Source organism: Thermodesulfobacteriota bacterium (assembly GCA_034189135.1).
Classification (GTDB): Bacteria; Desulfobacterota; Desulfobacteria; order Desulfobacterales; family JAUWMJ01; genus JAUWMJ01.
Genome location: JAXHVO010000008.1, coordinates 17682 through 32849 on the forward strand (window position 1 = coordinate 17682; position 15168 = coordinate 32849).

General features: G+C 43.9%; 12 protein-coding genes and 1 pseudogene. 3 read left to right on the forward strand and 10 right to left on the reverse strand.

Features of this window, described 5'->3' with window-relative positions:
- Nucleotides 1-159: 159 nt before the first annotated feature.
- The gene (locus SWH54_01145) at nucleotides 160-2244 is read left to right on the forward strand and encodes a 6-phosphofructokinase (GenBank protein ID MDY6789848.1); all 2085 of its coding nucleotides are present in this window, start codon (nucleotides 160-162) and stop codon (nucleotides 2242-2244) included.
- 156 nt (nucleotides 2245-2400) lie between these two features.
- On the opposite strand, the pseudogene SWH54_01150 reads toward SWH54_01145, so the two are convergent.
- The 10 genes and pseudogenes from SWH54_01150 to SWH54_01195 form a co-directional block, all read right to left on the reverse strand.
- Nucleotides 2401-2751 (reverse strand): annotated as a pseudogene (locus SWH54_01150) (four helix bundle protein).
- Between the two features lie 151 nt (nucleotides 2752-2902).
- Nucleotides 2903-3619 (reverse strand): FecR family protein, encoded by a 717-nt coding sequence (locus SWH54_01155; protein ID MDY6789849.1) that lies wholly within the window; start codon nucleotides 3617-3619, stop codon nucleotides 2903-2905.
- A 409-nt stretch (nucleotides 3620-4028) separates the two neighbouring features.
- Nucleotides 4029-5603, reverse strand: a complete 1575-nt coding sequence (locus tag SWH54_01160; protein ID MDY6789850.1) for a hypothetical protein — start codon at nucleotides 5601-5603, stop codon at nucleotides 4029-4031.
- A 280-nt stretch (nucleotides 5604-5883) separates the two neighbouring features.
- Nucleotides 5884-6489 (reverse strand): CBS and ACT domain-containing protein, encoded by a 606-nt coding sequence (locus SWH54_01165; GenBank protein MDY6789851.1) that lies wholly within the window; start codon nucleotides 6487-6489, stop codon nucleotides 5884-5886.
- A gap of 42 nt (nucleotides 6490-6531) precedes the next feature.
- Nucleotides 6532-7647: a heme b synthase gene (gene ahbD, locus SWH54_01170; GenBank protein ID MDY6789852.1), complete on the reverse strand. Its 1116-nt coding sequence runs from the start codon at nucleotides 7645-7647 to the stop codon at nucleotides 6532-6534.
- Nucleotides 7648-7985: 338 nt separating this feature from the next.
- A complete protein-coding gene (gene hemB / locus SWH54_01175) occupies nucleotides 7986-8960 on the reverse strand; it encodes a porphobilinogen synthase (GenBank protein MDY6789853.1) in 975 nt (324 codons plus the stop codon).
- A 185-nt stretch (nucleotides 8961-9145) separates the two neighbouring features.
- Nucleotides 9146-10324, reverse strand: a complete 1179-nt coding sequence (gene ahbC, locus SWH54_01180; protein ID MDY6789854.1) for a 12,18-didecarboxysiroheme deacetylase — start codon at nucleotides 10322-10324, stop codon at nucleotides 9146-9148.
- 133 nt (nucleotides 10325-10457) lie between these two features.
- Complete coding sequence (locus tag SWH54_01185) at nucleotides 10458-12212, reverse strand: AAA family ATPase (protein ID MDY6789855.1); 1755 nt, start codon at nucleotides 12210-12212, stop codon at nucleotides 10458-10460.
- Nucleotides 12213-12285: 73 nt separating this feature from the next.
- Nucleotides 12286-13281 (reverse strand): methyltransferase, encoded by a 996-nt coding sequence (locus SWH54_01190; protein MDY6789856.1) that lies wholly within the window; start codon nucleotides 13279-13281, stop codon nucleotides 12286-12288.
- Between the two features lie 194 nt (nucleotides 13282-13475).
- The gene (locus SWH54_01195; GenBank protein ID MDY6789857.1) at nucleotides 13476-14051 is read right to left on the reverse strand and encodes an NUDIX hydrolase; all 576 of its coding nucleotides are present in this window, start codon (nucleotides 14049-14051) and stop codon (nucleotides 13476-13478) included.
- Between the two features lie 338 nt (nucleotides 14052-14389).
- On the opposite strand from SWH54_01195, the gene SWH54_01200 reads away from it, so the two are divergent.
- The gene (locus tag SWH54_01200; protein ID MDY6789858.1) at nucleotides 14390-14704 is read left to right on the forward strand and encodes a type II toxin-antitoxin system RelE/ParE family toxin; all 315 of its coding nucleotides are present in this window, start codon (nucleotides 14390-14392) and stop codon (nucleotides 14702-14704) included.
- Entirely contained in the window at nucleotides 14701-14991 is a 291-nt protein-coding gene (gene nadS, locus SWH54_01205; GenBank protein MDY6789859.1) for a NadS family protein, read from the forward strand. Before SWH54_01200 ends, nadS begins: the two co-directional genes overlap by 4 nt.
- Nucleotides 14992-15168: the final 177 nt, after the last annotated feature.

The window sequence follows — 15168 nt, forward strand, 5'->3', positions numbered from 1 at the left end:
TACCCATTCTAACATTAAAGGCTAAACGTTTACCTTGACATGAATGTTGATGGAAAGTTATGGTTAAAGGACGGAAGGCCGGCAGCATGGATACCCTTGAGTTCCCCAGCTGCTAGGCATTTATTTTTTAAACTTCATTAAAAATAGATGGAGGAGTCCATGCCTGATAAAACAATAAGCATTGAAAAACTTTTGAATCATGCAAAAGTTAAAAGGGTAACCGATAATATCAATCGGGAAATCATGGAAAGAAGGGAAAGTATTCCACCCAAGTGTGGTGTCTTCTCCCAAAAATATACCATGTTAAGCGAAGATTTTGACTACAATTTTGATATCAGTCAAGAGGCCAAACAAAGCCTGCCAAAAATTATCGCCAATAAGGTCCAAAATATTGTGGGTATTGATTCTCCGGACGAATCTTTCAAACAAGAATACTGCAAGAAACGGAATATCGGTCTTGTATTTTCCGGCGGGCCTGCACCAGGAGGTCATAATGTGATTGCAGGGCTTTATGATGCCGCAAAAAAAGCCAACGGAGATTCAAAGGTATTCGGCTTTTGGCTTGGGCCTGACGGGATCATTGAAAACGAGACCGTTGAACTGACCGGCAATATGGTGAATGATTATAGAAACCTGGGCGGTTTTGGTATGATCAAGACCGGCCGGACCAAAATCGATACGGATGAGAAAATGACACTCTCCAAGGAGACCTGCAAACAGCTTGACCTTGATGCGCTGGTAATTGTGGGGGGAGACGATTCAAATACAAATGCGGCATTTCTCGCTCAGGAGATGTTTGAAGACGGTGTCCAGGTGATTGGTGTTCCCAAAACCATTGACGGTGATATCCAGGTCAGAGACGCCGGCGAGAAAGTTTTATGTGCCATGTCCTTTGGCTTTCACACCGCAGCCCGGTCTTTTGCCAATTCGATAGGAAATCTGTGCACGGATTGCAGTTCTGATGTCAAATACTGGCATATCTGCAAAGTCATGGGACGGGTGGCAAGTCATCTGGCGCTTGAGGTTGCCCTGCAGACCCATGCGAATATGACCCTTATCGGGGAAGACCTGGCCGACTATACCGATAAAGACAGAATTAAACGGGCAAAAAACCAAAACACCGTGGACTATACCGCATACGGTATGACACTACGGCATCTTTCCCGCACGATATGTAACGGAATTGTCAGGCGTGCGACGGTGGGTAAAAATTACGGCGTCATTGTCATACCCGAGGGCGTACTGGAATTTATAAACGAAATCCAGGTTTTTATTATCAAGCTAAATACAATTATCGCGGAATATAACAGATCCCATGATACTCATTTTCATTCACACTTCCCCCTGCTTAAGGACAAACTGGAGTACCTGAGAGGACTTGCCCGACGTTCACGGGAGGATGAATCATTTACGGTATGGAACACCCGGGATGACGACCTGTTTAATGATATCCCCACATTTTTTCAGGAAGGGCTTCTTACGGAAAGGGACAGCCATGGAAATTTTCAGTTTTCGCTGGTTGAAACCGATAAAGTCATTATGGGTCTGGTCAAGGATTACCTCAATACTTTAAAGGAACAAGGAATTTACAAAATAGGAATTAAAAATTCCTATTTCAAAAAGACTCTTCAACAACAAGGACTCGATCCAAATTCGTTTGGCCCGTGCTTATTCAAGAATTACCCTGATGCTGATTTTCTACTGGTCAAAGCGGAAATCATATCCATCAAAACCCTTAAACAGGCCCTCGCGGAGGGGGGTATAATAAAGAAAAACGAAAAAATTCCGCTTTCGGTGGAAAAAATTTATAAAAAATCGGTCCCAAACTTCAAAACTCAAACCCATTTTTACGGCTACGATGGCAGGGGAAACGATCCCACCCGGTTTGACTGCAATTACACCTACAATCTGGGACTGACCGTATTCAGTTTAATCGCTAACAAAGCCACCGGTCAGATGGCTGCCATTAAGAATTTAGAGCTTGATTTTTCAAGGTGGGAACCGTTGGGAATACCGATTGCACCTCTGATGCATCTGGAGGAAAGAAAGGGAAAGCTGGCACTGGTGCTGGAAAAAAGTATTGTGGATATTAATTCGAATTCTTTCAGAATTGTGAAGGCTTTAAGAGAAAAATGGCTTGCCGCGGAGCCGGGGGAGGACAACTACAGAAGGCCGGGTCCGATACGCTTTACCGGAAAAAGCGAGGAGGATAGACCGATTACTCTTGAGTTGAATGCCCTTTAGAGGGGCATTCCTTCGGGACTTGATGAGCGGAGCGACATCATTATTCGACGTTGGATGTTCGATGTTGAACATTCATCTTTCAGGACATCCGATCGAACTTAGAAAACAGGTTCTTCTCCAATTTAGTTGGAGAAGAGGGTCCAAGGATTCCAGGGGTCAAGGATTCAAGAGTTTGTTTTCTAACGACTTTATCAGTGCTTTTAACATTCTTTCGATTTCCGCTATGTTTTTGTTCAGGGTACTCAACTCATCTTTTTCAATTAAATCTAAATCCCCTGCTAATAATATCTGTGTCTCCAATTCGCACACAGAGCCATAAGATATGTAAAGCATTCTAATTTAATCCAAGGTTGTCTTTCTTCCATATCCTTCTGCTATATTTGAAGGAATAGAAACAACCGATCTTCTGATCTGTGAAGTCAGACCGTATCTTTCTTCTTTTGGAAATTTTGCCGTTATTCTATATATCTCTAAACGGAGTTGGTATGACTTTTGCCAGACTTTCAACTCTTTATAATTCTATAGCATATTCCCCTGTTCTATGAAAAATCACTCGAATCCTGGAATCCCTGACCCCTTGAATCCTTTGGAACAACCCATTTGTTTTGCCTTAATTAACTACAACTAATCGGGAGATGATCCATAAAACATAATAACCCTATCGTATCAATGCATCCCGCCCTTGATTCAGCATAACCCATTCATCTTTTTCTTCCAAAGGATCGAATGATACCGGTTTCCCGGGTTTTCCATCCGGACCTATATATAACTTTTGCAGTTTACCCAGAATGATTTCATCCCATTTTTCTTCCGATACCTGTCTGGGCCAGGCCATTTCTTCCTTTGGACCGCCTTCAACGATCAGCGGCGGACCGACACCCACTTGGCCCTCATATACCTTTATTTCAGTGCTGTTGTCTGCACCTGCTGTTAAATTATAGGTCGTCCCCCGCACACCGGCAACCGCAGTAGGGGTGGAGGTATTAAAGGTTCCGCGTCTGCCTTTAAATACAGCGGTGACTTTTGCCCACATTTTTCCCATAAAAAGCCTGGAAGAAAACCTGCGCAGTTTATCTTTAGGGAAAAGCGCCTGATTCACCTTAAACAGGGTATCAGATGCCAAACGAACAACGGAACGATCCGGCATGGTTAATTCAACCATGCCGTCTTTCCCTGTTTTGATAAAGCTACCGGCTGCAACCGGCATACCGGATGTTAACGCATGCCAGGGCCCTTTTTCAGTTAAACCGATGGATGCCTCGCCTTTTTGCCAGGTCACCCGGATCTGCTCCAAACCGAAGACCGGCGTGGCTATGGCCGAAACTGTAAAAAATAATGCTGAAACCACAACTAGATAAAAAATCTTTTTAACCACGTCTGCCTCCCCATTTATTATAACTCAAGTTTCGCACCCCGGTTTGGCGGAAAGCAATGCCCTGACGGCACGTAACATATAAAATCAGATGTGAATCGAAACGGTTATATTTTTTTCTGTAAGGGGATATGTGGGTCATCTATTACCCCTTTTCGCCGTGTCCGGATATTTGGGATAGACCGTCCCTTTTATATTGTTTAGCAACGGATAGACTTTATCCCAAATATCCGGACACGCTGCAACTGATTCAATTCATATCCCCTGGAAGAAAATAATGTAACCGTTTCGATTCACACCTTCAACACCAATCTGCGCTTTAAGAATTCCATATTCACCGTAGATAGGGGATGCGAAACTTGAGTTATAATTCTAAAAAATGCAATACCGGTGTGGTTGATGGACGTTTTTTTTAATGCCTGCAGACATTTTTGGTAATAATGATGACCCTCCCTTGAGACAGCGGACCTGACATATTGTTTAATTGAGCAATTTTATTTGCATCTCCGGATGCAAGGACCAGCTGGCTTGGATTTTCGGCAACACGACCTGCATGGACAACAAGGGGTTGATCGCCCGTTCTTTGGTCCGTTTTCGCCTGATCTAACGATGAGCTGTAGCCAGCCACACCGTATTGACGAACATAGGCCGGAGAAACCATGTCCGCACCGTAAAGTTCCCTGCCGTCAGGGCCCAGAAGCTTTGGGGTTAAAGACGGTTTAAAGGCCAGGTCGGATGCATCTATAATCAGCCCGGATACATGGCTCTCTACAACGGTTATATCCGGGGGCACCATTTTTCCAGGGACTTCACCTTCAAAAGCTATGCCATCAATAGGCGCTGCCAGCACAACTTCAGCTGATCCGTCTTTAAAATATTTTGCGCCGCAGCGAACGGCATTTTTGACCACTCCTTCAATTTGCCTGTAAGTGCTCAGGGTGTTTTTCAATATTTTATGATCGCCCACATTTATTTTCAGTATCAGCTCCAGAAGTTTTCTCTGGGCATCCACTTCCGCAGCCTTTTCCATCATACGCATACGGACTGAATCATCCATCTTCCGGGCAAAATTTACCCTGCCTGTACCCCGGGCAACCACTATCTTTCTTTCCCAGTCAATTCTCTGGTCAATCTCTGTTCCGGCCAGTCCTCTGCAATCGATTTTCCTTATCGGCGATGTAATAATGACTACCTTTCCGTTTCCTAAAAATGCGGGGGAACCGGCTAAAATTGAAGCTGACTTCCGATCCACCACAAGATCACCCGGAGACAAAGCGCCAAGGCCGGTGACCGTTGTTTTTAAAGGCCGGTGACCGACATGGTCCTTTTTAATGGCTTTCCGGTTTTCCACATATTTAACAGCGCCTCTCTTTACCACCACATCAAGTTTTACCTTTTCCTGACTATAAAGAACCGTGCCGTCCGGCGCCAGTAACCTGGGGGCGATGGCCGGATAAAATGCAACCGTTGACGCATCAACAATCAGGCCGGTGTATTTCGATCTTGCGGAGGCAACATTTCTCCCTGCGTCAGGCAGGAGCGCCTTTACAAGTTCTCCGCTAAGGGGAACTTTTACCACCATATCCACCCCTCCGTCCGCATAGTATTTTGTTTTGCAGATTTTTGGCTGTCGCACGTATGCATTTATCCGCGAGATCACATGCGGACTGTCCGAAGCAAATGTGGTGCTGGTTACATTAAGCCCGTTAAGAACTCCGGCAATTTTTCGGTAAGCGTCAAGAGTGGCCGCCCTTTGAGTCTCACGTTTTATGACCGATACAGGTTTTTTCGGATCGGACAAATTCGGTGCAGCGGTTCCCTGAGCCAGGATGGCATTTTCGGTCCATAAAATAAAGCCATGGCTGACTTTATCAGCTATACCGCCGCAATTATCCTGCGCTGCTGCCCCATAAGGCATGTTGAAAAAGACATAAAATATGAGCAAAAAAACTGATATGATGCTCCATCGACCTGTTCGCCTGTTCATTGCAAAACCTCTTTTATTCTTTGAAAAATGGCTGATGGGAAAATGATTCGGTTATCGTTAGCTGCCCTTTTTCTTCACATGATGCCTCCAGCTATGGATATATCTCCATTTTGCCGGGTGGGATGGGATTTAGCATAAACATCAAAATAACTATTTGAAAATTAATGGAATTTGAAGAAATGTTAAAAGAGTGATATGTATAACACCGGGCGACTTTGATGTCAAACAGGTTGTGGTTTTGGCAGGGTATTGTCAAAGTTGAAAGCCGGGCGTGTAAGTTTCAATCCATGGCGTCCGGTACTTGGAAACCGCTGTCTTCCAGTGCTTTTTTTATAATATCCGTTTTGCAGGCGGAAAGCCTAAAATAATATATTCGTTTACTGGTCTGTTGAGCTGTTATCCCCACATTAATGATGTCCCCGCCGTTATCATTGATAATCTGCAAAACCTTACTGAATAATCCGGGTTCATCTTTTATCACCACATCAATACGGGAACTGGCGGTAAGGATACCCATCATATCGATAAACGCCCGAAGTATATCCGATTCAGTGATGATGCCTACCAGCTTATTTTTTTTAACCACCGGGATACCGCCTATTTTATGCTTGTAAATAAGCTGTGCTGCAATTTCTATATCATGATCAGGATCTACCGTTATGGGGTTTTTTATCATTAGATCTGTTAGGGTCAAATCTCCCAGCATTGAAGGAATAAGGCCCTGTTTTAAATCAGCCAGTGTCAAAAAACCCTTCAGCATCTTTTGGCGTGACACCACCGGCAGGTGTCGAATAGAGTTGGCTTTCATCAGCTCAATGGCATCGCTGACAGAGGCTTTTTCCGTAATGGTGATCGGGTCCGGAATCATTAAAGAATTGATTTTCATAGTATGGTGTCCTTGGTTTAAACAGTATAATCGGCTATGGCTCTAGACTGCTCTTTTGCGCTCAGATATTAAAGCTGGCTGATAATTGCAAAGGGGTTCTTCGGCCAAAAAATCGCCGGTGGCTTCATAGGCCCTCGCCCTGCATCCACCACAGACTTTTTTATATTCGCAGGTACCGCATTTTCCCTTTAAATTATCAAAATCACGCAAAGATAAAAAGATATCTGAGCGGTTCCATATCTCGGCAAAAGAATTCTGGGTCACATCCCCGCAATTTAAATCCAGAAATCCGCAAGGCTGAACCACTCCGGTGTGTGAAATAAAACAAAACCCGATACCCCCCAGGCATCCACGGGTAACCGCATCAAGTCCGTGTGATTTGAAGGTAACGGATTTATTTTCTTTTTTTGCTCTTTGCCTGAGTATCCGGTAATAATGCGGCGCACATGTCGCTTTTAGCTGCAGGGGGGTTTTTTCCCTCTGATCATAGAACCAGTTCAATGTGCTTTCATATTCATCTGCGGTAATCTCCTGATCCACAATATATTTCCCTCTGCCGGTAGGCACCAGGAGAAAAATATGATGGGCAACAGCGCCGAGTTTGATAGCGAGATCCTGAATTTGAGGAATTTGATCCAGATTTGTCTTGGTAATGGTGGTATTGATCTGAAATTCAACCCCCGCTTTTTTTACCAGTTTTATACCGTTTAAAGCACCTTTAAAAGCGCCCCTGACCCCACGGAAGCGGTCATGACTTTCCGCTGTCGCACCGTCTAAGCTGATGCTTATTCTTTTGATGCCGGAATCGGCCATTTTCCCGGCATAAGCGTCTGTTATCAGGGTACCGTTCGGCGCCATAACCATTCGAAGGCCTTTATCAGTACCGTATCTGGCGATATCAAAAATATCGGGACGCAACAGGGGTTCTCCCCCCGTAAGGATGATAATCGGTTGGCCGACCTGTGCAATCTGATCCAAAAGGCGAAAAGAGGCCTGCGTGTCAAGTTCCCCGGCGTAAGGGCCTTTGGTTGCCGATGCGCGGCAATGCACACAGGTCAGGTTGCAGTTGCGTGTCGTTTCCCAGGCAACCAGGCGAAGGGTGGCTTCCTTTTTCTCACCGTGTGGATGAGGCGGTTTTTTATGCTCGGTTACTTTCATCATTTTTTAATAATAAAGAATCCACGCCCCAAGGATGTGGCATTCATTTGCCCCTTGAGGTGACTTAAAAGTATCGCAATTTATCCAGAGTACAGTTCAATATCAAGGGCATCACCAAAAAAAGAAATGAACGTTCAACATCGAACGTCCAACATTGAATTTTGAATAATGTATTCCTCCAATTTATAAATTGACAAAGCGAAGCGATTTCATCATTCGATGTTCAATGTTTGATGTTCGACGTTCAAAAAAGACAAAACTTTTTAGGGTTGATCAGGCATAGCCAGCGCTAAACTGGCCCAAAGAACCCGGTTTTTAAGGTTAAAATAATAGAAAATTCAGCGGTTAAGTTCCTCTGCCGCTTCTACTGCAAAATAGGTCAGAATCATATCCGCACCTGCCCTTTTGATTGCCGTAAGGGTTTCCATCATCACTTTTTTACCGTCTATCCAGCCCATTTTTTCCGCAGCCTTGATCATGGCATACTCGCCACTGACGTTATAAGCTGCCAAAGGGAGGTCTATCTCATCACGGACACGACAGATAATATCCAGATAGGGCAACGCCGGCTTAACCATTATGATATCAGCACCCTCTTCCACATCCATGGTGACTTCCCTGATCGCTTCCAGAAAATTTGCCGGGTCCATCTGATACGTTCTGCGGTCTCCGAATTTCGGTGCTGAATCTGCTGCCTGACGAAAAGGACCGTAATAAGCCGAGCAGTATTTGGCTGCATACGACATGATGGGAATATTGCTCAGGCCGTTTTCATCAAGGGTGTTGCGAATTTCAGCCACACGGCCGTCCATCATGTCTGAGGGGGCAACCATGTCGGCACCCGCCTTTGCATGGGACAGCGCAGTCCTGGCAAGAAGATCCAAAGTAGAGTCATTGTCTATGATATTGCCTTCCACCACGCCGCAGTGGCCATGATCCGTATACTGACACAGGCAGACATCGGTGATCACCACCAGCTCGGGCAATTTGTCTTTCAGCGATTTTACGGCTTTCTGGACGATGCCGTTGTTGGCATAGGCACGGGTAGCAAGGGGGTCTTTTTTATCCGGTATGCCAAAAACCATGACGGCAGGGATACCCAGTTCAAACGCCCTTTGTGCCGTTTTTATAAGATGATCTATGGATAACTGAAAATGTCCGGGCATGGAGGGAATCGGATTTTTAATGTTTTTACCGCCGATGGCAAAAATCGGCAGGATCAGGTCATCGACACCAAGGCTTGTTTCGCGTATCATTCGTCTAAACGCATCATTTTGCCGCAGACGCCTGGGTCGGTAATCGGGAAAGAGCATGGCATTGTCCTCTTGTTAGAAAAAACGGCTAAAATTCTTCATAAACCCGATTTCAGAACCTCAGATAATGTTTGAGAGCAAGGCGCAATCCGATGAAAAAGCGGAGCATACACGTCAGTATGTGAGCATTTTGAATCGGATTGCAACGCAGCTGTCAGGCATTAGATGGTGTTATGAAACCGGGTTTAAGTTATTTCTTCGTCTGTTAGATAACAAGCCGGGTCCGGGGCCCACACATCTCCGGTCACGGCTTCCGCGCGCACTCTAAAATTTCCTGCACAAATATCGAGCCATTTGCACCTGGCGCATCTGTCTTTGACGTACTTTTTCTTTTGTTTCAGCTTTTTCATCAGGGGTTCTGACGTATCTGTCCAGATCTGGGAAAACGGTCGATCTTTAATGTTGCCAAAATTGTAATGCCGCCAAAATTGATCGGCATAGACTTCACCATCCCAGCTGATACAGCCGATGCCTCTTCCGGAATTATTCCCTTCATTCATCTTAAGAAGTTCAAGAACCTCTTTGGCACGCCCGGGATTTTCTTTAAGCAGCCTTAAATACAGGTATGGACCGTCCGCGTGATTATCAACGGTCAAAACTTCTTTCGGCTTTCCCTTTTCATGCAACATCTTTGTTCGATCAATGATCAGGTCCACCGCTTTTCTCGATTCTTCATGGGACAGGTCTTCATCAACAAGTTTTGAACCGCGCCCGGCATAGACCAGGTGATAAAAGCAGACCCGGGGAATTTCCATATCTTCAAGCAAATCAAATATCTGTGGAATCTCTGCCGCATTGAACTTGTTCATGGTAAATCGAAGGCCGACTTTTATGCCTGCGGCCTTACAGTTTTCAATTCCCTTAAGTGCGGATTGAAAAGCCCCTTTCACCCCCCTGAATTTATCATTGATCTCTTCCATCCCGTCTATACTAATGCCGACATAGGACAGGCCGATCTCTTTCAGCGTTTGGGCCATCTGAGGGGTAATCAGGGTACCGTTTGTTGATATCACGGCACGCATACCTTTTTTTACCGCATAGTCGGCCAGCTCAGGAAGGTCCTTTCGCGCCAGGGGTTCCCCACCGGAAAACAGCAGCACCGGCACGCCAAACTCCGACAGATCGTCTATCAGTCGTTTGCCTTCTTCGGTTGACAGTTCATTGTCAAACGACCGGTCTTTGGCCTGGGCATAACAATGAACACATTTTAAATTACATCTCCGGGTGATATTCCATACCACCACGGGTCGCTTATCACTGGAAAACTGAAGGAGATGTGAAGGCAGTTGGGATGACATCCGTCCATAGCGCAAAGCATCTGAAGGTTCCACGGTGCCACAGTATAGTTTAGAAATTCCGATCATACAAATCTCGTGATTTATGGTGCTAAAATGCAGAAAGGGTATTGAATAATAACATATTTTTTAGCCTGCAACCGGTGACAAAAATCGGCAATGCTTTTTATGCGCAACAGCAGCAATCTTTTTGTCAAACCGTCTAAAGCGGATTTTTTACCAGTTCATCTTGAATCAATTCGCTGATAAAAGATTCAGGGTTCAACAGCGCCTTTCTGGTAATAAAAAAGCGGTTTTTTTCTGTTTTTTCCCGAACCAGCTTCAGGCCCAGCTCAAAGTCCTTTGTCAACTGCTTATAAAAAACATCAATGTTCGTTTCGGAGGTAACGAGCTGCTCAATGATATAATCGATGGCATCCTCTTCCAACACAATATTAATGTCGTGTGTTTTAAAAAAGTACAGTTCGATTTTTTTAATTTCATCATAAAATGATTTAATTTTCTTTATGGTACTTCCGGTATCCATTATATGCCGGGTGTAATGCTCGGCGATAATGTCAATACGGGATGGCGTCATCACCAGGTTGTATTTTTTTGACAGATCTTTTTTATTCGATTTTAAATACGCTTTAATAAATTCTCTTTCCTGGTTTGAAAGGGTGACAAAAGACCGGCTTATTTTTTTCTCATCCGGTGACTCCATTAGTTCTTCAAGAGATGTTTCAGGGTTTTCAATGACCGCGGCAGTAACCGGGAATTTTTTAGTACCCTTGGATGGCAGCTTTTTCTCAAAAAGAAGCATCTTTCTTTCAATGGCACTGACCAGACCTCTTGCCCCTGTATTTTCACTAAAGGCATTTTTTGCCAAAATCCGCAGCGCCTCATCTTCAAATTTTATGTCAATGTCATAGGCGGCAAAATCGAGTTTTTTACTGATAGTTATGGGATTGTTGGGGTTTTTAAGAATTTCAAAAAGATCGTTTTCTGTAAGATTTTCTAAAACAGATCTGACCGGCAGACGGCCAACGAATTCAGATTCAAACCCATACTCGATGAGGTCTTCGGACCTGACATGTTTAAGCAGGTCGATATCTTTCTTAGGGCTGGTGATATTAGCACCAAAACCAATTTCCTGATCTTTTATACGTTTTTTAATAATTGGCGTCAGGTCATTAAAAGCGCCGCTCATGATAAACAATATATTTTTAGTATTGACCGTACGCTTTTCCCTCTTACCGGTTTTACGAAACCGTTCGATTTCCTGTATCATTGAAATGGGGTCATGGGGAACTTTTAAATCGATCTCGGTTTCTTCCATCGGTTTTAACAAAGCTCGCTGGACACCGGTTCTGGATACATCCGCACCGATCAGGTTACGGCTGGATGCAATTTTGTCGATTTCATCAATATATACAATCCCATGCTGGGCAAGCTCTATATCATCATCCGCTTCATGAACCAGATCTCGAATAAGATCTTCCACATCACCGCCCACATAACCTGTTTCGGAAAATTTAGTCGCATCGCCTTTTACAAAGGGAACACCGATTTTTTTTGCGATTAGCTTGATAATGTATGTTTTCCCCACTCCGGTTGGGCCGATCATCAGTACATTATTCTTTATGCTGCCCACCATATCGCTCAAATCATCCGGAGAATCCTGGGCTCGTTTTATTCGATTGAAATGAGTACATATTTTAGTGGCCAGGACCGCCTTGGCCTTGTCCTGCTTGACGATGTACTGGTCAAGATAAGCGATCAGATCTTCAGGCAATAAATCAAAATTGATTTTTTTCACCTTTTGCGGCGATTCTTTGCCTTTTTCAAAAGTCAATTCCTGGGGCAACACCACGGGAGATATCACCTTGACATTATCTTTGAATTTTTTAGATAAAAATTCGCTGATCTCTTTTTCGATCTCCTTGGGAGTCGGTATTTTTTCATTTTGTTTTTCCATAATATCTAACTATAATCATGCCTGATTGAAAATGCAAGCGCAAGCGGTGAAACATACAGGAGAAATCGATTTTTCAAACCCTCCCGGTAATAATCCCCGAATCAGTCGGCCCCTTAAAAGAAAGTCGCCGGATCTCCTTTACACCGGCTTCAAATAGCATGCCGTTTATCTGTTTTTCAGAATAGGACTGACCGCCGGAGGTACCCAAAAACATATTAAGGGAAAACAGCGCAGGGAAAAGGGGTCCGTCCATTGAGTTGTTCAAAATAAAATCATGGACAATGATCATACCATCTGGCTTTAAAACGGAGACTGCTTTCTGTATGATCCGCTGACAGTCCTTTTGGCCTTCACCATGAAGAATATGGGAAAGCCAGGCCACATCATATACCCCTTCAATGCCTTCGGTGACATAATCACCGTCAATGAAATCGATGCGGTCGGTAAGACCGAATTTTTTAATGGTTTTTTCCGCAAAAGGCCGGGTAGTGGGCAAATCATATACGGTGCCTTTAAGCTGGGAATTTTTCAGGCAAAAATGGATGGCATAGGTTCCGGGTCCGCCGCCGAGGTCAAGTAAGTGTTCTCGCCCGGAAAGATCTATGGTATCTACCACCACTGGAGCCATGCTCATGGCCATATTAAACATTCCCATAAGAAAGCTTTCCCGCCACTCGGAACTTGTATGAGATGCACGTTCCCGGACAGGAGTTCCGGTTTTAACTGCCTGATCCAACTTGGCCCACGAATCCATCAGATGATGGTGATGAGAAATCATGTAGCCGATGTATCCCGGAGAGTCTTTTGTAAGAAAATCTTTGCCGGCTCGGGCGTTGGAAAAAAAATCATTTTCTTTTTTCAGCAGATCCATGGCGGTCAGTGCATTAAGCAACCGAACTGCGCCTTCTTGATTGACATTCAGCTTCTTGGCAATATCCCCTGCTGAAAGCTGCTGATCGCCTATGGCGGTAAACACATCAAGCTGAACAGCGGCATGAAGCGTACAGGTTGCCCAATACTGCCCGGATAATCGAAGCAGGGTTCCCGGATTCCATTGCTGTTTTTCCATCCTTACTCTCCTTTTATTTATTTATATTTTAACCACGGATTTGCACGGAAATGACACAGATATTAAAAATTAAAATTCAGTGTCTCTCTGTGAAACTCCGTGGTAAATTTTTGGAAAATTGGAAACTTGTTTCATCCCTTCCAAATTTCTACTTTCCAATTTCAAGTTTCAAGCCGTGAAGGGCTAAGATGCCATCAAACCCGCCCGCTTTCAGCAAACGAGCTCAGAACCAGCCATGTTTTAACATCAAGTTTGATCTTTAAGTTTTTGCATAACTCCGACGCCTCTGACGGCGACACAAAAATGGTTGTTATGTCTTCAGAACCTTCATTGCCCTTATTAGACGGTGTGCCATTACATTCCACATAAACCATTGAAACCGATTCGTCCGTCATTCCGCTGGAAGAATACGCCGGTGGACTTGTCTTTTTAATGCGGGTAACATTCAGGCCTGTCTCTTCTTTCAACTCCCTGATGCACGTTTGTTGAATGGTTTCACCCTTGTCGACAAGCCCTGCCGGAAATCCGTACTGATAACCCCCAAGTGGCACCCGAAATTCCTTAATGATGACCAGTTTATTCTTTTCTTTATGAAAAGGCACGATCACCACCGCGTCGGGCATGTCGAATTGCCCTGTGACGCACTTTGGCTGATCGCCCCTGGACGCGATATGCCACGATTTTTCCATACCATTTCGATTAATGTATGATATCTCATACATATTCAGATGCCTGCAATCGGTTATTTTCTCAACATGTTGAATTTTCATTATTTTCCTCCTGTATAGTGGTTGTCAAAAAAACGTTCCGCTCTCTAAACGTTTTTTTCTACAACCACATATACCGCAATTCCATATTTCGGAACTTATTTATGAAAAGCGGTATAAAGGCGTTTTTCGCAGCCGATTTCACCTCAATTGATAGCATTGAAAACGATCTAAAGCAACTGTCGAAAATTATCGTAAAGCTGTAAAGTCTTTTGTCTGAAAGGGTCGCCGGGCTTGATGTAACCTTCGGTTCTCACTGTCTTGAGCGTTAAAAGGTTTGAATTCAAATTCACCCAAATTAATAGATTGACATCTATACGCCATTGACGTATATTTCAGGTATGATATTCATCGAAACTTCGATATTCACAAAAGAACTGGTGAAACTGCTCCCTGATGATGAATACAGAATGTTGCAGCATAATCTTGTGATTAGACCAATTGCCGGTAGTCTCATTAAAGGAACCGGAGGTTTAAGAAAAATTCGCTGGAAATCATCTGGAAAAGGTAAAAGCGGTGGCTTGCGAATTATCTATTATTATGACCCACCCGACAAAATTTATATGCTTTTTCCTTATAAAAAATCTGATCGTGAAGACTTAACTTCAGCTCAGGTCAAAACGTTGAGCAAACTGGTCAAGGAGTTTTTATCATGAAAGATAAAGAATTTTCAAAATTAGTCGCAAGTATTAAAGAGGCGGGACAAATTAAGCGCGGCTATAAAAAGGCAAGTCGGATTTTTGAAATCACCCCACCAAGCATCAAGGCTATACGCAAAAAGCTCAACCTCTCCCAAAGTGATTTTGCTTTGATGATTGGCGTCAGTATCAGCACACTTCAGAACTGGGAGCAAGGTCGACGAGAGCCTGACGGCCCCGCAAAGGCTTTATTGAAAATTGCTTCTAAAAATCCTGAAGCTGTATTGGATGCTCTCCATTCCTAAATCGTTCTTGTGCAAATTCAAGCCAATCACTTTTGTTCGGTCCTGTATGAAAAATGGTAATACCCCAATTGAGCGAAAACTTATGCTGCTTTTTTAAATTCATTTTCGTTTAGAGTAGTACAAATGTTACGATAAAGTAATTCAGTTTCATTGTTCTTTGTCAATTCGATGACTTTT